The sequence below is a fragment of the Microcoleus sp. Pol14D4 genome, from assembly GCF_036701245.1.
Lineage (GTDB): Bacteria > Cyanobacteriota > Cyanobacteriia > Cyanobacteriales > Microcoleaceae > Microcoleus.
This window is the reverse complement of the sequence record NZ_JAUBQM010000013.1, coordinates 40,623-59,456: the sequence shown is the minus strand read 5'-3', so window position 1 is coordinate 59,456 and position 18,834 is coordinate 40,623. Positions and strand designations below refer to the sequence as shown.

General features: G+C 44.5%; 20 protein-coding genes. 10 read left to right on the top strand and 10 right to left on the bottom strand.

Translation table 11 applies throughout. The annotated features are described in order from the left end of the window. Positions 1-483: 483 nt before the first annotated feature. Positions 484-1,938, bottom strand: a complete 1,455-nt coding sequence (locus tag QUA33_RS07965; RefSeq protein ID WP_333147884.1) for a methyl-accepting chemotaxis protein — start codon at positions 1,936-1,938, stop codon at positions 484-486. Positions 1,939-2,353: 415 nt separating this feature from the next. On the opposite strand from QUA33_RS07965, the gene QUA33_RS07960 reads away from it, so the two are divergent. Then, on the top strand, positions 2,354-3,376 hold the full coding sequence (locus tag QUA33_RS07960; RefSeq protein ID WP_333147882.1) for a cysteine peptidase family C39 domain-containing protein: 1,023 nt from the start codon (positions 2,354-2,356) through the stop codon (positions 3,374-3,376). A gap of 93 nt (positions 3,377-3,469) precedes the next feature. On the opposite strand, the gene QUA33_RS07955 is transcribed toward QUA33_RS07960, so the two are convergent. The 3 genes from QUA33_RS07955 to QUA33_RS07945 all read right to left on the bottom strand — a co-directional run bounded on the left by QUA33_RS07955 (position 3,470) and on the right by QUA33_RS07945 (position 5,449). Next, complete coding sequence (locus QUA33_RS07955; RefSeq protein WP_333147880.1) at positions 3,470-3,715, bottom strand: hypothetical protein; 246 nt, start codon at positions 3,713-3,715, stop codon at positions 3,470-3,472. Positions 3,716-3,761: 46 nt separating this feature from the next. Continuing rightward, positions 3,762-4,250, bottom strand: coding sequence for a hypothetical protein (locus tag QUA33_RS07950; RefSeq protein ID WP_333147878.1), 489 nt, complete (start codon positions 4,248-4,250; stop codon positions 3,762-3,764). A 170-nt stretch (positions 4,251-4,420) separates the two neighbouring features. Then, complete coding sequence (locus QUA33_RS07945) at positions 4,421-5,449, bottom strand: isochorismatase (protein ID WP_333147876.1); 1,029 nt, start codon at positions 5,447-5,449, stop codon at positions 4,421-4,423. Positions 5,450-5,526: 77 nt separating this feature from the next. On the opposite strand from QUA33_RS07945, the gene QUA33_RS07940 reads away from it, so the two are divergent. Together QUA33_RS07940 and QUA33_RS07935 are read left to right on the top strand one after the other, a co-directional pair. Further along, on the top strand, positions 5,527-6,258 hold the full coding sequence (locus tag QUA33_RS07940; RefSeq protein ID WP_333147874.1) for a TVP38/TMEM64 family protein: 732 nt from the start codon (positions 5,527-5,529) through the stop codon (positions 6,256-6,258). 16 nt (positions 6,259-6,274) lie between these two features. After that, the gene (locus QUA33_RS07935; protein WP_333147872.1) at positions 6,275-7,810 is read left to right on the top strand and encodes a mercuric reductase; all 1,536 of its coding nucleotides are present in this window, start codon (positions 6,275-6,277) and stop codon (positions 7,808-7,810) included. Between the two features lie 153 nt (positions 7,811-7,963). On the opposite strand, the gene QUA33_RS07930 is transcribed toward QUA33_RS07935, so the two are convergent. The 3 genes from QUA33_RS07930 to QUA33_RS07920 form a co-directional block, all read right to left on the bottom strand. Further along, positions 7,964-8,554 (bottom strand): Uma2 family endonuclease, encoded by a 591-nt coding sequence (locus QUA33_RS07930; protein WP_333147870.1) that lies wholly within the window; start codon positions 8,552-8,554, stop codon positions 7,964-7,966. A gap of 74 nt (positions 8,555-8,628) precedes the next feature. Then, on the bottom strand, positions 8,629-9,477 hold the full coding sequence (locus QUA33_RS07925; RefSeq protein WP_333147869.1) for a phosphatase domain-containing protein: 849 nt from the start codon (positions 9,475-9,477) through the stop codon (positions 8,629-8,631). 140 nt (positions 9,478-9,617) lie between these two features. Beyond that, complete coding sequence (locus QUA33_RS07920) at positions 9,618-10,703, bottom strand: T4 RnlA family RNA ligase (protein WP_333147867.1); 1,086 nt, start codon at positions 10,701-10,703, stop codon at positions 9,618-9,620. Positions 10,704-10,893: 190 nt separating this feature from the next. Between QUA33_RS07920 and QUA33_RS07915 the strand changes: the two genes are divergently transcribed. Both QUA33_RS07915 and QUA33_RS07910 read left to right on the top strand, forming a co-directional pair. Then, positions 10,894-11,454, top strand: a complete 561-nt coding sequence (locus tag QUA33_RS07915) for a hypothetical protein (protein WP_333147865.1) — start codon at positions 10,894-10,896, stop codon at positions 11,452-11,454. A gap of 147 nt (positions 11,455-11,601) precedes the next feature. Then, on the top strand, positions 11,602-12,654 hold the full coding sequence (locus tag QUA33_RS07910) for a hypothetical protein (protein WP_333147863.1): 1,053 nt from the start codon (positions 11,602-11,604) through the stop codon (positions 12,652-12,654). Positions 12,655-12,756: 102 nt separating this feature from the next. Here the strand turns inward: QUA33_RS07910 and QUA33_RS07905 are convergent, their stop codons facing one another. Further along, complete coding sequence (locus QUA33_RS07905; protein ID WP_333147861.1) at positions 12,757-13,197, bottom strand: MAG6450 family protein; 441 nt, start codon at positions 13,195-13,197, stop codon at positions 12,757-12,759. Then, a complete protein-coding gene (locus tag QUA33_RS07900) occupies positions 13,198-13,653 on the bottom strand; it encodes a type II toxin-antitoxin system antitoxin SocA domain-containing protein (protein WP_333147860.1) in 456 nt (151 codons plus the stop codon). 240 nt (positions 13,654-13,893) lie between these two features. On the opposite strand from QUA33_RS07900, the gene QUA33_RS07895 reads away from it, so the two are divergent. The 5 genes from QUA33_RS07895 to glgA all read left to right on the top strand — a co-directional run bounded on the left by QUA33_RS07895 (position 13,894) and on the right by glgA (position 18,181). Beyond that, the gene (locus QUA33_RS07895) at positions 13,894-14,133 is read left to right on the top strand and encodes a hypothetical protein (protein ID WP_333147858.1); all 240 of its coding nucleotides are present in this window, start codon (positions 13,894-13,896) and stop codon (positions 14,131-14,133) included. 48 nt (positions 14,134-14,181) lie between these two features. Beyond that, the gene (gene hemC / locus QUA33_RS07890; RefSeq protein ID WP_333147856.1) at positions 14,182-15,153 is read left to right on the top strand and encodes a hydroxymethylbilane synthase; all 972 of its coding nucleotides are present in this window, start codon (positions 14,182-14,184) and stop codon (positions 15,151-15,153) included. Between the two features lie 357 nt (positions 15,154-15,510). Next, entirely contained in the window at positions 15,511-16,338 is an 828-nt protein-coding gene (locus tag QUA33_RS07885; RefSeq protein WP_333147854.1) for a trypsin-like peptidase domain-containing protein, read from the top strand. A 172-nt stretch (positions 16,339-16,510) separates the two neighbouring features. Beyond that, complete coding sequence (locus QUA33_RS07880) at positions 16,511-16,648, top strand: hypothetical protein (protein ID WP_333147852.1); 138 nt, start codon at positions 16,511-16,513, stop codon at positions 16,646-16,648. 105 nt (positions 16,649-16,753) lie between these two features. Further along, entirely contained in the window at positions 16,754-18,181 is a 1,428-nt protein-coding gene (gene glgA, locus QUA33_RS07875; RefSeq protein ID WP_333147850.1) for a glycogen synthase GlgA, read from the top strand. A 133-nt stretch (positions 18,182-18,314) separates the two neighbouring features. Here the strand turns inward: glgA and QUA33_RS07870 are convergent, their stop codons facing one another. Next, positions 18,315-18,743 carry a DUF1824 family protein gene (locus QUA33_RS07870; RefSeq protein WP_333147848.1) on the bottom strand — a complete coding sequence of 143 codons (429 nt, stop codon included), beginning with the start codon at positions 18,741-18,743 and terminating at the stop codon, positions 18,315-18,317. Positions 18,744-18,834 lie beyond the last annotated feature (91 nt).

Sequence of the window (18,834 nt, the reverse complement as noted above, 5' to 3'; positions counted from 1 at the left end):
TGTCTGACGAGCTTGGATCGCTCCTTAATAGGCACGCTCAATACAACTCATCGCTCGTTGGAGCGTGAATATATTGAGCGGCTTAATTGTTGGTTGATTACTTTAACGGGCTGTGACTTACATCTATATTACAACCGATGTGGCCGTTTGTGGCAAGAGATTTTGGGGATTTTTTCCGGCGCTAAATCTTATTTGGGACTTGGTGGCTAAGATGGGGAAAAGTCGATCGAGTCCCTTGACATTTTGCCAACTTTAGGTTTGGTTGAAGAAAGTCTGTTTGGGCGGGTGTTAGTTCGATCGTCCGTTACAGAAGAGGATTTGTTTAAGGCCTGAAATTCGATCGCCCTGGCTTTCGCGATGCGATCGCCTGCGAACACTTTGACTTGGATGCCGACTGTTTGACAAGCTGGGAGGGCAGCGAGCTCAATTCATGACTCAATGCTATCAATTGCTCGTCTGCTATCCCAAAAAACTGAGCACCCTTTAGACCATTGAATTGAGATTTTGGGCTGCATCGTTCAATTGTTGAGTGCCTACTTTGGTTTGAGTAATACCACTAGCGGTTTCTTTTGCTGCTAGGTTGAGGCTGTTCATCGCATCCACTACTTGTTTAATCGCAATTGCTTGTTGTTGAGCAGTTAGAGAAATTTGTTGATTGTTCAATACCACATTGTTAACAGCATTTGCTACTTCCGAGAAAGCTGCTGCCGTTTCTTGACTGATTTTTGTTCCTTCTTCTACTGTTTTAGTACCTTCCTTTGTCACCGTTACAGTGGAATTTATCGCATTTTTGATATCATCGACTAGGCGGTTAATTTTCTCTGCTGATTTCTTACTTTTATCTGCTAGTTTGCGGATTTCTGTGGCTATGACAGTAAAACCTTTGGCGTTTTCGCCCGCCCGGACTGCTTCTACTGAGGCATTCAGTGCCAGCATATTTGTTTGATTGGCTAAATCTGTGACATCAGTAGAGATATTGCCAATCTGATGGGTTTGTTGGCTCAATTGCAGAATTTGTGCCGCGATTGCCCCGACATTTTCTTTCAAAATTATCATCGATTCCAGGGTTTGCTCCACTGCTAGGGTTCCCTTTTCAGTGATCTGTAAAGCTTGGCGTGCAGATTCCGCACCAGCTTGGGCTTGCTGGGCTGATTGTTGGGAAGCAGCGCCCAACTCATCCATTGTGATTGTAGTTTGATTTACAGAGCTAGATTGCTGTGCTGCTGTGCGTTCCTGCTGTTCAACTGTGGCAGCAATCTCTGTGGAAGAACTAACAATTATATTGACGGACTGATTCAGTGTCTCTGCAATTCCTGAAGCAATCCACCGAGCGATCGCAATTGCCATAATCGCTGCTAAAGCCGTGCTTAAAATCACCACTGTACTCAGGAACTGCAAAGCTTGAATCTGTTTCTTTTCTTGAGCGAATAAATTACTTTCCTCGGTTCTTTGAAACTCCTTAGCGATAGCATCAACCTGACGAAGCTTTGGTACAATTTGGCTCTTCCATAAGTTAAGTCCATCGTCTTGCTTACCTTGGTCAACCAAAGAAAAGGCTTGGTTATAGCCTTTGTCTATCTTATCTTGTAAGACATTCATTTCCTCTAGCCGCTGGCGCTGCTGTGGGTTTTGAACCCGCTTCAGTAAATCCTGATAGAATTCGTCAAAGCTCTTTACCGCATTGTTGTATTCAGTTAAAAAATCACTATCTTTTGCCAAAAAATACCCGCGAGCAGATTTTTGCATACCTGCAAATCCTAGCTGTTGCTCTTTCAAATCTATAACAACAGCATGAGAATTATTTAGCAATTTGCCTTTTTCTTCTACCTCTTTAGCATTAAAAAAAACCAAAGTAGCTGCTCCAACTGAAAGCAAAATCGGTATGGAATATCCCCACAGGATACGCTGTCTTAATTTGGTCGCTTTGAAGTTAATCATCGAAATTTTCCTTATTGTTACAATAAATCAATTAATCGCCTTCAAAGCAATAGGAACTGCATATCCGAGTAACATCAGGTTTCTCAGCTTTAAGTTGGCAAACATGGCAATATCTCCTTTTAGGTTAGGTAGCTAAATTATCTGATTCTCAACCATTTATTCAGACTCATCAAAAAAATATGGCAAAACTTAATATCCAAAATCGATGCAGGTCAAAGTCTTTAGGCTTGAGGATTGTTTTGCCTGCATCGATTTTGGATAAATCCTGTTTATTCGATTGTAGCGGGTAATGGAGGAACAAAGCCCAAACATCGTCAAATTCTCTCCCCCACTCGGACTCCCTCCAACTCTTGATTGGGGTGTAAGTCGATCGCATAAATGTTACAACCTAGTTAAGCGATCAAATTCTGAACTTATGGAAATGTTTGTGACGCTGGTGCTGGGTTCGGTGATGTTACTCTGGGGAATGCGGTTCGGGCGGGTGTTAGTTCGATCTGGAGTGACGGCTAACGATTTGTTTAAGGGCAGAAATTCGATCGCCCTAGCCTTTTTGGGTTTTTATATTGCCTTGCTGCTACTGGCTCTAAATCTGCCTCAAATGCCAGCTTTGCCGATCGAGTGGCGCTTTCACGGGATGCGAGTTACTTGGACTTTGCTACGAGTCATGTTGATGGGAGTCTGCGGTATTGGTTTTAGTATAAGTTGGTTTACCGCGCGATCGCAAGTAATCGCAGTAATTTTAATTTGCTTGTTAGGATTCGGAGGATTTACAGGCGCTGAAAACTATTTTATGGCGCCCATTTACGCTGATTTAATAGATAATTTGCTGCCCAACGGTGTATTTCGACAAACATCTAACAGCAGTTGCGCGCCGGCGGCGCTAGCAACAGTTTTGAGGCGTTGGGGAATCGAGGCGACGGAATCGAGTGTAGCGCGTTTTGCCGGCACGAGTCGCTTGGGAACTTCCATGCCTCAGTTAATAATAGCAGCAAGAGCTTTGGGCGTAAATGCGATCGAACTGGCGCCAACTTGGGAGCAAATTCAGCAAATTAATCGCCCCGGAGTGCTAGCAGTTTGGCTGTTTGACGGCCCTCGGAAACTACCGCACGCGGTGGCTTTGCTGGGAATGAATGACAGTATTGCTGCAATTGGAGACCCGGCGCGGGGCAGGATTTTCTATTTAGATAGGGCAACTTTTGCCCAGATTTGGCGCGAGGAATACGTGCCGATTTTTCGGTCGGCGGATATCTTGTTAAGCGATCGGCAAGCTATTGACTATTTGAGTAAATTAGGATATAATTCGGGTAATTTGCCAGCAGATATTGAGCGCTTTCAAAAAGACAAAAAATTAAAAATCAGCGGCAAATTAGACCGGATAACTGAGTTAATGTTGAGCGGCAGTTTTTTGGAAGGAGTTCCCCGATTGGATGGGAAATAGTTATGGGAAATCATCCAACGCAGAGGCACTCTTGACCTGCAGAAAATAGGAATTATGCGGTTTTTATTCAAACAATCTTTGAGTTATTCGTTCCTAGCGATCGCAAATATTCGATCGCCCCAGCAGACGATCGGCGATCGCACCTTCGTAGCATGGCTGCATGAAATTACCCATATAACCGTAGGCAGTTGCATCTAATTCCTCCTCTATTTTAGGGGCGTTGCAGAATTTGAGGAGGATTCTTGTGGGGAGTAGGGTTAGGCGTCCCGCCTGCTGTGAAAATACACGCCTTCGGGGTACGAGAGTCGATGCCACAAAAGCATCAAAATCATCCCGCAATTACGAAACACCCTATTTTTAGAGTCGATCGCACCTTGGCCACGCCTCACCGTTTTTGACAATTGGGAACAGTTGAATCGCTCATTTTAGGATCGGAAAGTTTGACTTCCCATCCATTTGAATTCCACCAATTAACTCGCTGATTTGGCTGAATCCAGAAGTTTAGCTGCGCGATTTTTCCATCCTCAAATCTGAGTTTTGGAAAGGTAGGATAACTGGTATCATCGGTTTCGCGGTAAGTGCGTCCCAGGTAATTAATGCAGGTTGTTAATCCCTCAGCAATTCCCACTTCTTCCACTCCAGTTCCCTTCAATTTCGCATCATCGTAGCTGAAAGAACCGTTGAATGAATTGCCGGCTAACCTGCCTTTGGTAACAGTGACGGTGAAATCGTAGGTGACGGGAACTGCGCCGGCTTTGGTTGCAGTTAAAGATGCGATCAGAAGAGTCGTGGCGATCGCCACGGAGAGTTTGGAAATTGCTTGCACACTCGCCTCCCGAAAAAGAACAACACTATAAATTTCGCTTTCAGCCATCGGGAAACTCCTTAACTACGCTTCTCTCGTAAGTGATTTACCGGATATGATATCATAAGTAATCAGTTAAATGCGATCGCAGCAGAGTGCCAAGCGAACAAAAATTACCGCCTCTGGTTAATCCTGTATACTTTTTTTGCACTGAAAACCCCAAGATAAAAAACTCGTCTTTAATCGCCCAGAATTAACTCACTAGATTTAACCACATTCATTCCCGCAGCCGCAAATTTTTGATAAGCTGCATCTGCTTGTTCCGTAAAATCCACAACACCCGGAACAACCACAGGCGAAGTGCAATCTTCCAACAAATAAACCTTCTTTGCCAAATTCGGATCTCGCGTCAAAATTTCCGTTAACAAATCATCTATTGTCCAAGCAACGCAGTGACTTTTGGCTTGTCCGGCAATAATTACTGCATCAAAATCGAGCAATTTGTCCATAAACTTAGAATTTTTTTCCGCAATCGGATTGCCGTCGAATCCATCTAAAACTTCTGGCCGCAAAACAGAATAGTTTTCTGTCAGTGGATTCCCGCCTTTGATTTCAAAAACTGCTTGGCTGTTGCGGGCTATAGTATGAAAAAATACTGCTTCTTCCACCGCAGAAACCAGCGCGTGTCCGATGCCGCCCAGCATCGAGTGATAGGGCCAAATTGTCAGGGGATATTTCCCATCGTCGCTGAGTTTTTTGACGTAGTGGAAAGCCTGTTTTTCGAGTGCTGAAAAATTGCCCCCGCTGATGCTATCGGCGACGGCGGGATTGACTTTCCAAATGCCTTTTTGGACATCTTCAAATGTAATAGAAGTTGCGGCTGGTAGGGGGTGTTCGCCAGCTTCGTTTATCCAAAAGATTGGATGAAAAATTTGCATGGCGGTGTGGGTATCCATTGTGGGCGCAATGGTTGTAATTGCGTTTAAATTGCTGTAAATAAATTCGCACAGCCGCAGGTTGTCATCAACTGCACCGCTACCGGAACGCCCGCCCACAAATAGTTCAAATTCAGGCAAGCAAAAGGTATTTTGGGCATCGATTATCAGCAAACAAATGCGGTTTTTGTCGCTGGATGCTGGCTGGATGCTGTGCTGCTTTGCCCAATCTTGGGCTTGGACGGCACGTTCTTGGTAGGGGACTCGCCAGAATTCGCCTACTTTTTTGGGGTCGAAATGTTCGGGGATGGGAAGTTGGGCTTTTGGTGTCATGACGATAGCTTTTAGGATCGTTTACAGTAATAATTTAAGTGGGAAGTATAATGCTGATAAATATTTGCGGGTGAATCATGGCAAAAGAACGAATCCAAAATTATGCTAGGGTAAAATTTAAACGCATAGTGTTGTTTTTTTCGATCGCCCTTTTGCTCGCTCTTTTAATTGTAGCAACTAGATATGCCTACGTTCAAGATGTTTTGAGAGCTGTGTTAATGCGGATCGAGGATTTAGGGTGGTGGGCGCCGGTGGCTTTTGTAGCTACTTACAACTTGGCTACTGTGCTGTTTGTACCGGGTTCGGTGCTGACGCTGGGAGGGGGGGCAATTTTTGGTTTGTGGTGGGGTTCGGTTTACGTCTTTGTGGCGTCCATTTTAGGTGCTGTATTTGCTTTTGCGATCGGGCGCTATTTGTGCCGCGATCGCGTGGTAAAATATATGGAATCTCACCCCAAGTTTAAAGCTCTCGATCGCGCAGTTTCCCAACAAGGATTAAAAATAGTTTTTTTGACTCGTCTTTGTCCTTTATTTCCTTTCAATTTATTGAATTACGCTCTGGGAATTACTCAGGTTTCTTTGAAAGATTACGTGCTGGGTTCCTTTGGCATGATACCGGGTACAATTATGTACGTTTACTCGGGTTCTTTGGTGGGAGAGGTTGCTGCGATAGGCGCGATATGTCAGTCCACAAGTCCCCAAACAGAAGCAGCAAAATGGTCGCTCAATATCCTCGGTTTTATTGCTACTGTCGCTGTTACTGTATTTGTCACTCGGATAGCCAGCAAAGCTTTGGAAGAAAGTATTTAATTAGGAGGATTTGCCAATGCTGCCGTCAAAAGTCGATCGCGTAACTGTCCCCCCGATGGACGAACACAACCAGAAATTAGTCTCCTATTTGCATCCGCCCGATTGGGTAAATCCGCAGCCGGCTAGTTCTTATAATTTAGTAGTAATTGGCGCGGGGCCCGCTGGATTAATTGTTGCTGCCGGTGCCGCAGGTTTGGGCGCGAAAGTTGCTTTGATTGAAAAACATTTGATGGGCGGCGACTGTTTGAATGTCGGTTGTGTGCCGTCAAAAGCTTTAATTCGATCGTCCCGCACAGTCGGCGATATCTGGAATGCCAGTAAATTTGGCGTTCATATTTCTAACGGTGCAGAAGTGGATTTTGCCGCTGTGATGGAACGGCTGCGCCGCATCAGGGCGGGAATCAGCGATGTTGATTCTGTTGAACGCTACCAGTACAAATTAGGAGTTGATGTTTTTTTAGGTTCGGGTCGTTTTACTAGCAACAATACAGTAGAAGTTGCAGGTCAAACTCTCCGCTTTAAAAAAGCAGTAATTGCCACAGGTGCAAGGGCGTTACAACCACAAATTCCCGGCTTACAAGAATCTGGATATCTGACAAATGAAACTGTTTTTAACCTCACGGAAAAACCGCAACGTTTGGCAGTAATTGGCGCAGGGCCGATCGGCTGCGAATTGGCTCAAGCCTTTCGCCGGCTGGGTTCGGAAGTTGTGTTGCTGCACAAAAATGCTCAGATTTTAGACCAAGAAGATGCGGATGCTGCTAAAATCGTGCAGCAGGCTTTTGTACGCGAAGAAATTCAACTAATACTAGAATCTAAAATAGAGCGCGTTGAAAAAACAAATGCAGGCAAAGTAATTTATTATAAATATCAAGATAAGGAAGCATCGGTAATAGTAGATGAAATTATTGTGAGTACAGGGCGATCGCCTAACGTGGAAGGATTGAATCTGGAGGCTGTGGGCGTTGAATACGATACACAAACAGGCGTATTTGTCAACGATAATTTGCAAACTACTAATCCCCGCATTTATGCCGCTGGGGATATTTGCATGAAACATAAATTTACTCACGCGGCTGATTTTGCCGCGAGAATGGTAATTCAAAACACTCTATTTTTCGGGCGCAAAAAGCTCAGCGCTTTGACGATACCTTGGTGTACTTACACAGACCCGGAAATTGCGCGCGTCGGAATTGGCAAACACGAGGCTAAGGAAAAAGGCCTTGATATCGATACATTTTTAATTCCTTTCAGTCAAGTCGATCGGGCAATTATTGACGGCGAAGAGGAAGGATTTGTGAAAGTTCACGTCAAAAAAGGCAGCGATAAAATATTAGGTGCAACTATTGTAGCGCGACACGCTGGTGATATGATTAGCGAAATTACTTTAGCAATGGTTAATAATATTGGTTTAGGAAAAATTGCTAGCACAATTCACCCGTATCCGACACAAGCTGATGCAATTCGGAAAGCGGGAGATGCTTACAATCGCACTCGTTTGACGCCGTTTGTGAAAAATTTGTTTAACCGCTGGCTGGCTTGGACGCGATAGATAAATAATTGTGGAACAGGCATCTTGCCTGTTCATTATCGGCTTTTATGGGCGGCGTCGAAGCCCAACCCCTACTCTCCACAAGAAAATTCACTCTCTGTGGAACAGGCCAGAAAGCGTGTTCAGGAAAGAGGTGCAAAATGAAGGGTGTTTTTATGCTTCTGTTTCTGTTTTTGTTTCAAATCCAACACCTTCATACAAAAGTGCGATCGGCAAATCAAACCCAATAGTTGATAAAGTGATAATCTCCCCAGCAGTGTAAGAATAGTACAGCCACGTTCTCCCCTCTCCCCGACAGTAACGCTCAACAAAAATCTTTTGTGAATCAATCAAGATATACTCTTGCAAAGTCGGAATTTTTAGGTAACAAGTGAATTTTTCATCCCGATCTTTAGCACTTGTACTGGGAGAAAGAACTTCCACAATGATTTTAGGATTCTGAATGAAATTGCGCGAATTAATGTCTTCTGGATCGCAACTGACTATCACATCAGGGTAGTAGTAACGGCTTTGAAAGTTAACTTGCAATTTCACATCTGACACGTTCATCCGACAGCCTATGGAACGCAGATGCGGGCGTAATGCAGTGTAAAAGTTAAGTGCAAGATCGTTATGATGAATTGTACTGCCCGTCATGGCAAAAACTTCGCCGTTGACATATTCGTGGCGAATCTCTTGTTGAGCTTCCCATTCGAGATATTCCTCAACGGTCATTTTTTGGGCTGGTTGGGGAATGGATATCATAACAAAATTTTTGTCAATGTTACTTTGATTGTAGCATTAGGAGTTGGGAGATACCCGCGCCAAAAAACCCGGTCTTAAAAATCCCCTTCATCTACTTGGAATACCGTCAATCCCAAGCCTCTCCACATATCAACAACTTGCTGGCGATCGTCCAACACAAACTTAACATTATATTTTCCTGCAATATGCTGCCGATAAAATTCTTCCTTCATAATCGCATCCTTCCTCATATCTCCGGTTTTCCGCATATAAAGAGCGGCATAATTGACCTCATACTGCTGCAACCATTTTTCCGTTTGAGGCTGACAGTCGTCTGTGCGGCCCGACACTACAATAATATGGGCGCTGGACTGCCACTTGCGAACTGTATCTAAGACGGGCTGATTGGGCAAATCGCGATCGCACGTAGAAGCATCAAAAGGATTTCTGCCATTGAGAAGTGCCAGCGTGCCGTCCATATCCACAATAATTGCATCCGGCAAATCCGGGTTATATTCCGGCGGCAAAACGGGAACCCGCACGTACTTATTGTACATCTTCATTATCACATCTTTGCCCACCGAATTAAGCCTTTTCAAATCCCGTTTAATACATTCCTCCACCGGAACTTGCAGGAAAGAATCATTAACTTCGACGATGGCTTTACCTTTAACCAACTGTTTGATATGCTCGATGTGAGGCCCAAAATTAGTATCATCAACAATAACGTGCTTGCCGCTTTCCAAAGCCATCAAAATAATCGTATCTCTCAACTGCACAATAAACTTTTCATTCGCAGGCGACCAATGAGAAGCGTGAGCCATTTCTCTGAGCAAATCTTTATTGCTACGCACCCACTTTGCAGGTTCAGACAGCAGCAATTCCCTAGCAAATTGAGATTTTCCCGAAGCAGGTAAACCAACAAGTACAATAACTCTTTTCATGGTAATTGGTAATTGGTAATTGGTAGTTAGGCATGAGGCATGAGGCATTGGGCATTAATATTCCCTTTTCCCTCTTTCTTAAACATCTGCCTCACGCTCGATAATTAATCCGTGTCAAAATCCGTGTCGTGCCTTCTTCTTCACAATCCTAGATGGATGTAATCTAAACCCAGCAACTCTTCTATTTTATGAATAGTAACATCGCGGAGAGCTTCTTTCACTCCCGCAACTCTTCTGGCGCGCAAAGAAAACAAAATCCCGGAATAGGGCAAATGTTTCACAGCTAAAGCAAAATCTTTCTGAACTTCTATATGTTCGTGCTGTCGGTAAACCTCCTCGATTTCTTCAACCAAAGATTGATATTTATCCTTAACTTTTTCGTACAATTGAGTCCACTCAGGAAAATAAGCTAAAAACTCTTCTCCTTCATTAGTTAAAACAATCTCAATCATGCGGCGGGTCGAAAACCCTTCGCGCAGATGGGAAATCGCGACATATTGCGGAGACTTAACTTTAACTCGGTTGAAGTTAGCGTCGCAGATAATATACCCTTCCGAATCCATCGGGTCTAAATGTTGAGCCGCTTCGATAACTTCTTTCCAGCTAGTTAAAGGATAGGATGCTACCAATTCCCAGCCGTATTTATTAGCCCAAAGACTCGGGTCTGTTTCTAGCAGCGTTTGAGTGTTGCGAACCCCGTGCAGCACGATTTGATTTTTTTGTTGCTGGACAACTATTCTATTGTAAGGCGTCATCAACTCAAAGATAAAACACTGGTCGGTTTCTTGTGGCAATTGATATCCCAATTCTTGCCATACTTTCCAAAAAAGTTCGGCAAAGCTGAACCCAAAACCATTAACTTCGCCGGCGGCGTCGGGAGTGCCGCTAGATTGCACTCTCCATTCTTCCTTGTAAAAATACAGTACAGTCAGAGAACCGTCTAGTTTTTCGTAAACTTTGGCATGACTCCAATCAATTGCAGCGGCGTGAATTTCTCCGTAATTAAAAAATTTGTCGTAGGGATAAGAAACTATCTGCCAATCTTGAGATGAATCTAAAATAATGCCTCGGCACTGCTGGACTATTTTTTCGCCCAGGGGAGATTCTATCTGCGAGTATTTCAGGCAGACTAAATCGGGATATTGGCGGTGGCGGGTAACTTTGATATGATAAGTTTCGGACAAAGTTTCCAATCCGTGCTGGCGCAAATACTCTTGCAGTTCCACGATCGACTCCTAAATTGCTCGCCTTCTCTATATTATAGATGACTTCATATTCTGGCAACCTTGTCAAGATAGTAAAAAAACATTTCTCCCGGAAAACCTAGTGTTAATTTTGTATTTTGAATTATGGTTGTACATAAGTGAATGCGGTTCGCCGCCAAACTAAACTCTTGAAATATTAAGGTAAAAGACCGTGAAGAAGAAATTATTACTTTTGGCTACTTCTGCTGGTGTATTAACTGCTTTAGTACCTCTCTCGGTTGTTTTTGGATCTTCACAACTGTCGCAGCGACAATCGGGAACAACACAAATTGCTCAAGGAGGCACTGCGTTTCCGGTAAATGAAATTTTGCGAAAGTTAAAAGGCAAAACGCAAGTGCCTATTTTTATTCCCAGCAGGATTCCGGTTCCGCAAAAAATGTACTATCCAACTACAGCACAAGCAAACAGCTATAGTATTTCAATCGAGTATAAACCCGATTGCGGCGGTACGACTGTTTGCACTTTTGGGTCAATTGAAGGTCAAAAAGGCGGCGAGTTTACTACAAAACTAGAAGGGGTAACTAAGACGTTAAAAAATGTCAAGCTTGCGGGCGGAGTGAAAGGAGTTTTTCATAACGGTTGCGGGGCTTACTGCACAGCAACTCTTCAGTGGAAAACTCAGGGTTTTATGTATACCGTCGCCATTAAGAACGGACGAGAATCTGATTTAATTTTAATAGGAAATTCTGCTATTCAAGCTGGGAAGCGTTAAGTTTAGCAGTCGGGGAGGCACAACTTCTATATGTAGGGTGCGTAAGGACGCACCTTACCGTTATTGTATGATATATCTTAACTCGCACTCGCCCCTTACAAGATGCTATTGTTTTTTTTGCGCTGACCTACTTAGGGGGAAATCAGGATGAGGGGAAGATGGCTATTTGCAGCGATTTTTGCTTGTGTGGTGACTGCTTTTACGATTCCCTACCCTTCGGGAACCCCTGCGGGGAACGGGATAGCTTCGCTTCACGCACCTTTGACACCAAACTCAGCGTTAGCCAGAAATGAACTCCCGATTACAGAAATCCGCTGGTTTAATTATTCCCCTGAAGATAGCTGGCAACCGATACAATTTATTGTATCCGATCGCAACACTGCAACATCGGCCGGCAGCCGCAAGTTGCGATTGTACGATGTTCATATTGCCAAGATGTTTGAGATTTCTCATTTTTTGTGCGATCGCGATCGGGCTTCTGAGGGTTACACTTGGTCTTATCAAGCGGAAAATGGCAATATTGAGATGGGACGCTTCAAAATAAGCTGCAATCTCGCCCGTTCCATAGCCAAAGCTTACGGGTTAGGGAAACCAGAAATTACAGTGATTCGCCGCAGTTTCAACCTAAAAAATGGTCGCCCTTCTTTTTCGCTAGAAAAATACTCTATTCCCACTCTGAACATTGCTAAAAATAGAGTTGTGCAGTGGAGGGATTTTGTGCAGAAGTTTCCCCCAATCCCCGATAACTCAGGTACAAACCAAGCTAACAGTCGTTTTCCTGCGAGTAACATTTCTAGACAAATCAAAGGCAAAACGCGAGTGCCTGTTTTTCTTCCGAGTAGACTTCCTTTATCTGACATTCAGCAACTTGATTTTGATGTGCAAGCCGGTGCCCACGGTTACATTGTGGGAATGTATTTAGGCAAAGGATGCCGGGCAGGAGCCTGTTATTTCGGCACAATCGAAGCTAAAAGAAATGAGCCGTTTTCGCCTCCTTCGCGATTGCCGCAGGATACTTATAGAAGCATTGAATTGGCAGGCGGCATCAGGGGAATTTATTTCAATAATTGCGGTGCTTACTGCACTGCTTTTGTTGAGTGGCAAAGGCTGGGGGTGCTGTACCGAGTCACAAGGAAAAACGCACGGCAGCAAGAAGTCGTCCAGATAGCAAATTCTGCACTTCAAGCAGGGCAACGTTAGATTTTGCTGACAAATGGAAAAGGTACGCGCGAGCGAAGCTCTCCCGAACGCGCGTGCGTTCATGCAGGGTAGGGAATCGCCCTTTTTCACTCCTCATAAACTTTATTCTGGACAAACTGAATGGTCGCGGTCAAACCAAATGATGTAGTAAACAGACTGAACGCGAAACCCAAATAGCCGTTTTTTCTCATCAATTCGCATTTCGGATAACCTCTCATCTTCAGGAATATTGTCCGGCAAAGTCGGATGAATGTTAATCAACTTATAACCAGTTCCCACTGATTCACCTCGTTTTTTTGATCCGTGACCTTTGATTTGACCCCAAGTATATTTCTCAATTTTCTTTAGTCCTTCAATTAGGTCATTGATTTCTGATGATGTCCACTCAGACAAAAGCCAACGATTTTTATCTGCATAGGTAAATCTGAAGCTAGGATGCTCATCATCTGTACTGCTTGGTCGATTTAACTGAGTTGCCTGCTCTGGAATTCTACTTTGTTGCTTTTTTTGAGATGGCTTTGGTATGTGACTTTTTTTTCCCACCTACGCCTCCACCAAAGGTGCATAGCAGGATTTCATATCCTCGCGGGAGATGATTTTAGTTGATGTTTCCGCAGGTTCTAATCCCTTGCGGGCGTTGAGCCAAGGTGTCTCTGATTGCGTCAATTCTGCAAGATGTTTAGCACTTAATTCTCCATAAGCATTCCAAACTTCTTCGAGAACCTCGATTTCATCTTCCTCAAATTCTTCTTCAAAATTATCGGGAGCCGGAATATCGCTATATTTGTAAGCTTTGTACTCATGCCAAACATCGCGGACAACTGGGCCAGAAACCCAAGCTTCAATATCTTGATGAAATAGTGGCTGGCTTCTAAAGACTAAACTCCAAGCTTGTGCATAATACACGAGCTTTTGCAGTTTCAGCCCAGAAATGGTATCGCCTGCTTCTCGATCGACACGGCATAAAAAGTAACGAGCTACATCAAGAGCACTTTTCATAGTTTTAGGATTTGAGTAATTTGACAAATTCACTTTTGATGCTAAGCTATTTGGTGGCTTTAGAAGTACGATCGCAATTACGATCGCCCTTTTCCCCTCACAACTACATTTCTCTCCCCAAATCTCGCAACCTTTGAGCTAATTCTTTCTCGCTGCAGCTAAGCTAACTCCTCATGCCAACCAGGTTGATCCGGCTCTACCCTAGGTAAATCGTACATCGCCGGCAGCCTTTGCTTCGGAATGTCGATCGCCCCCGTGCCAGCGACGCCCCATGCAGGATGGGAAACATCATCAAGGCTTACGGCTGCTGGCGGTCATACGATTTTAGATTTTAGATTGGCAATGGCTTATTATGTAAAGGTTTGGAGTTCGCCTACCATTGCATCCTTTTTTCACACAGGCGGTCAAAACCTGGTATTTCTATTTTATCGCCCGAATTATCTCAACGAGCAATTAAAGTCCCCACCTGCGGTACGCTAGATCAGGTGAATATATTGGCTGATTTCAAGCTATCCTCCGATCGATCTTATGTCCCCAACCACATCTGCCCCTTCCCGAACCGTTCGCATCGGTTCCCGCAAAAGCCAACTCGCTCTCGTGCAAACCCACTGGGTGCAAGAACAGCTACAGAAACACTTCCCGGAACACACTTTTGAAGTCCACACCATGTCCACCCAAGGGGACATAATTCTTGATGTCGCCCTCGCTAAAATTGGCGATAAAGGACTTTTCACCAAAGAATTAGAAACGGGGATGATTAACAATGAAACGGACTTTGCCGTTCATTCCCTCAAAGATTTGCCTACCAATTTGCCCGAGGGTTTAATTTTAGGATGCGTCACCGAACGGGAAAATCCCGCTGACGCCCTGGTAGTTCACTCCAAGCACAAAGACAAGCAACTCGACACCCTGCCAGAAGGTTCAGTAATCGGCACTTCTTCCCTGCGGCGACTAGCTCAACTGCGACACCATTTCCCTCATTTTGAATTTAAAGATATTCGCGGCAATCTCAATACTAGACTCGCTAAATTAGATGAGGGCGGTTACGACGCGATTATTTTAGCAGTGGCCGGCCTCGAAAGATTGGGAATGGGCGATCGCATCCACCAAATTATCCCTGCTGAAATCTCCCTTCACGCCGTCGGCCAAGGTGCTTTGGGCATCGAATGCCGCGCCGGAGATACAGAAATCATGGAAGTGATTAAAGCTCTCGAACACTCGGAAACCGCCCAAAGATGTTATGCAGAACGCGCATTTCTGCGGGAATTAGAAGGCGGCTGTCAAGTGCCGATCGGCGTCAATACCAAAATAGAAAACGGTCAATTAACCTTAACCGGAATGGTATCGAGTCTCGACGGCAAGCGGTTCGTCAAAGATAGTGTTTCCGGCGCCGCCGAGACTGCTGAAATGATCGGAATTGACCTCGCTCACCGCCTGCGCCAACAGGGTGCTAGTGCAATTTTGGAGGAAATATTTGTCCAAGTTCAGCGCGGTTCCTAAAACCAATTCGCATCTCTTTGTCAATGCTTTTAGACGTGATATATCGCCTTTTGTAAAATAAAAATAACAGGCGGTTTGCTTTGGCAAAACAGGTAGAGTAGCAGTCTGGTTGTAGATTTTTGATGGGATTTTAGGTAGGACTTGCGCGATAGATTTCAAAAATATCTGACTAATTTAGGACGCTCCGCACGGGTGTTAAGCAACCCGGTTTCTGATGTAAGTCTCGCTGTATAGCCCAAGATTTATGGTAAAAACCGGTTTTTTTTCGTAAGTCTTATAATTCTTAATCTACCCATCCACAATCTACAATCAAACACCCAAAATTAATCAGCAATTTATTTCAGGTAAAAGCCCAATATGAGCGCTAGAGAAATTCAATTAAAGCTGGAATTGAAAAAAGTTCAGCAACTGTATAGCAAAATGCAGGCCGACCAACAAGCTTTGCAGAAGCAATTGAAAGAGTTCAAAACTCAACCAGGAAATTTGTCGGATGTAGTCGAGCAAGTCTTGCCGTCGGTAGTGTCAATTTATGTCATGGATTGGGATACAGAAGAAGAGATTTCTTCTGGAAGCGGGTTTTTTGTATCGCCGGACATAATTGTCACGAACTATCACGTTATAGAAGATATTGCAGATCAAGATTACTTCTATGAAGAAGATGAAATCGAACAGGTTTTAGTCGAAACTCACGACGGAAAATTGAGATTGGCCGAGGTGGTGTTTACTGGTAATGCTGAAGAAGATTTAGCCTTACTCTTAATTAGCGATTTTACCTTCGACCCGAACACAGGGGAACAAGTGGATTCTCCCCAAGAATATCCTCCCTTAGAGTTGTCTTTTGATGTGAAAGTGGGAGATAGAGTAATTGCTGTGGGCAATCCTTTGGGGCAGTTTGCTTCAACTGTAACTCAAGGTATTGTCAGTGCAATTCGCGAACCAGAGGAATATGAAGAAGGCGATGACGACGAAGATGATGTGGGTGAGGTGAAGGTGTTGCAAACTGATGCGGCGATTAATCCGGGCAATTCCGGCGGGCCGCTGATTAATATGGCAGGTCAAGTGGTTGGGGTGAATACGTGGGGATGGGAAGATGCTGATAATATTAATTTGGCGATCGCCTCGGAAGCTTTGGATGATTTTCTAGCGGGATTTGAGGAGACCTTTGAGGACAATTCTCAGAATTAGTCAGGAGTTATCCGTAATATGTCATTCGGGCGATCGCCCTTTTTCTCAGAGGGGACGGAAAAGGCGATCGCTATTTCCTTAATTACATACTGATGGCTTTGCGTGCAGTTTTACTAATGCGTAAAGGTGAGCAGACTGCATACAATTTTTGATGTTTACCGTCCCTCAGAAAGTGACAGATAAATTTGATTATATCGGGAAAATTCTCGCGGGAGGGGAGTACGGGCGATCGCACTTTCATCCCCAGCCACTGTTACCTCAAAAAGCGATCGCTCTCTTTTTTATTGCAGATGAACCGACGCCGATATGAGAATAGGGATCGAAAATTATTTATTTGGCACGATCGCGTTAATATTGTGACGCTCCCCATTTAAACTTAATCTAGACTAACAATCTCAAGGAACACAAAAAAATAATGCGTATTTTATTTGTATCCGCCGAAGCAGCACCCCTCGCTAAAGTGGGCGGTATGGGCGATGTCGTCGGCGCTTTGCCTAAATTTTTGCGGCGCATGGGCCACGATGTCCGCATCTTCATGCCCTACTACGGTTTCGTCCCCGACAAAATGGACGTTCCCAAAAAACCTGTTTGGGATGGGTCTGCCATGTTCCAAAACTTCTCGGTCTTTGAAACTGTTTTGCCGGGAACCGATGTACCTTTATACTTATTACAACATCCATCTTTCTTGCCGCGCCGCGTTTACGGCGGTTTAGATGAAGATTGGAGGTTCACTTTCTTTGCCAATGCTGCGGCTGAATTTGCCTGGAATCATTGGAAGCCCCAAATTATCCACTGTCACGACTGGCATACGGGGATGATACCTGTTTGGATGAGCCAAGACCCCGATATCAGCACGGTTTTTACTATTCACAATTTAGCTTATCAAGGGCCGTGGCGCTGGCGTTTGGAGCAGATGACTTGGTGTCCTTGGTATATGCAAGGTCACAATACAATGGCTGCCGCCGTACAGTTTGCCGATCGAGTAAATACAGTTTCACCGACTTACGCCGAGCAAATCAAAACCCCAGCTTATGGGGAAACTTTGGAAGGTTTGCTGTCTTACCTAGGCGGTAAAGTATCGGGCATTTTGAATGGAATTGATACAGAATCTTACAACCCAGCAACTGACAAGTACCTCCATCAACAATTTAGTGTTGATACTATTGAAAAGCGCCCCGCTAATAAAATTGCGCTGCAAGAAGAAGTCGGTTTGGAAGTGAATAAAAATGCTTTTTTGATCGGCATGGTGACGCGGCTGGTAGAACAGAAGGGATTGGATTTGATAATTCAAATGCTCGATCTGTTCATGGCCTATACCGACGCTCAATTTATTGTACTCGGAACGGGCGATCGCTACTACGAAACCCAACTCTGGCAAATGACAGCCCGCTATCCCGGTCGGATGTCCACCCAACTACTTTACAACGAGGCCCTCTCCCGGCGCGTTTACGCAGGCTGCGACAGCTTCCTGATGCCCAGCCGTTTCGAGCCCTGCGGCATCAGCCAAATGCTCGCCCTCCGCTACGGGTGCGTGCCAATGGTTCGCCGCACCGGCGGTTTAGTCGATACCGTTTCCCACAACAACCCGATCGACAATACTGGTACAGGTTACTGTTTCGATCGCTACGAACCCCTCGATTTGTTCACCTGCATGATCAGAACTTGGGAAGGTTTCCGCTACAAAGATAAGTGGAGAGAACTGCAACAGCGCGGCATGAGAGAAGATTTTAGCTGGGATATTTCGGCCCGGAAATACGTCAACTTGTACAGCGATATTTTGGGACTGCCGCCCGAAGGAATCGCACCGGAACAAGAACCAGAATTGATCGTTGGTAAAGGTTAATTTTAGTAAGGTGCGTCAGTCGGTGTTTGATTCAACTGAATCGAAGGGCGATCGGCTGACGCACCCTACAGCTTAGTAAGGTGCATGAGTCAGTTTTTGATTCAATTTAATCGATCAACTGAATACTGACACATTAATCCACAAATAAATCGAGAGGTAAATGACCGTAAGTACCAGTAACTCCACCTTCTGAGGCAGATTGACACGAAATCAAAACGCCCCGGTAAGTTCCGGGATAGCCGTCAACATAATACGACCCCTTCAAAGTATTGAACTTAATATAAACCGAACCAGCAAAGGTCGAGACAGCATTGGGATCTAAAACCACTTGATATCCCAATGCTTTCAAATAAGCTTCTAAAGCTAAAAACCCCTCATCCGTCGAATCAGCGCACACTCCCAACATTTGATAATCCGACAAACTTGCTACCAGCAAAACCGCTTGACGGAGTGCCTTTTTTTCCAGCGGCGATGCTACAGATTGCATATCCAGACAAGTGAAATCCTTGAGGATTTGCTGTGCTTCTTCAACAGTTAGGGTAGTCGGGTTTTGAGTAGACATGAATTGCTCTGATATTTCCCAAAATTACGATCGACACTCGGGTACTCGTCAACGAATTTCTGCCATTGCAACCCTCAATCGACGGCGGTAA

What these genes read in the sequence shown, in the direction of transcription:
- QUA33_RS07870 (WP_333147848.1), bottom strand. Translation starts at nt 18,743, where the DNA reads ATGTCTACTCAAAACCCGACTACCCTAACTGTTGAAGAAGCACAGCAA.
- QUA33_RS07930 (WP_333147870.1), bottom strand. Translation starts at nt 8,554, where the DNA reads ATGATATCCATTCCCCAACCAGCCCAAAAAATGACCGTTGAGGAATAT.
- QUA33_RS07935 (WP_333147872.1), top strand. Translation starts at nt 6,275, where the DNA reads ATGCTGCCGTCAAAAGTCGATCGCGTAACTGTCCCCCCGATGGACGAA.
- QUA33_RS07925 (WP_333147869.1), bottom strand. Translation starts at nt 9,477, where the DNA reads ATGAAAAGAGTTATTGTACTTGTTGGTTTACCTGCTTCGGGAAAATCT.
- QUA33_RS07950 (WP_333147878.1), bottom strand. Translation starts at nt 4,250, where the DNA reads ATGGCTGAAAGCGAAATTTATAGTGTTGTTCTTTTTCGGGAGGCGAGT.
- QUA33_RS07940 (WP_333147874.1), top strand. Translation starts at nt 5,527, where the DNA reads ATGGCAAAAGAACGAATCCAAAATTATGCTAGGGTAAAATTTAAACGC.
- QUA33_RS07900 (WP_333147860.1), bottom strand. Translation starts at nt 13,653, where the DNA reads ATGAAAAGTGCTCTTGATGTAGCTCGTTACTTTTTATGCCGTGTCGAT.
- hemC (WP_333147856.1), top strand. Translation starts at nt 14,182, where the DNA reads ATGTCCCCAACCACATCTGCCCCTTCCCGAACCGTTCGCATCGGTTCC.
- QUA33_RS07895 (WP_333147858.1), top strand. Translation starts at nt 13,894, where the DNA reads ATGTCGATCGCCCCCGTGCCAGCGACGCCCCATGCAGGATGGGAAACA.
- QUA33_RS07910 (WP_333147863.1), top strand. Translation starts at nt 11,602, where the DNA reads ATGAGGGGAAGATGGCTATTTGCAGCGATTTTTGCTTGTGTGGTGACT.
- QUA33_RS07945 (WP_333147876.1), bottom strand. Translation starts at nt 5,449, where the DNA reads ATGACACCAAAAGCCCAACTTCCCATCCCCGAACATTTCGACCCCAAA.
- QUA33_RS07885 (WP_333147854.1), top strand. Translation starts at nt 15,511, where the DNA reads ATGAGCGCTAGAGAAATTCAATTAAAGCTGGAATTGAAAAAAGTTCAG.
- glgA (WP_333147850.1), top strand. Translation starts at nt 16,754, where the DNA reads ATGCGTATTTTATTTGTATCCGCCGAAGCAGCACCCCTCGCTAAAGTG.
- QUA33_RS07965 (WP_333147884.1), bottom strand. Translation starts at nt 1,938, where the DNA reads ATGATTAACTTCAAAGCGACCAAATTAAGACAGCGTATCCTGTGGGGA.
- QUA33_RS07960 (WP_333147882.1), top strand. Translation starts at nt 2,354, where the DNA reads ATGGAAATGTTTGTGACGCTGGTGCTGGGTTCGGTGATGTTACTCTGG.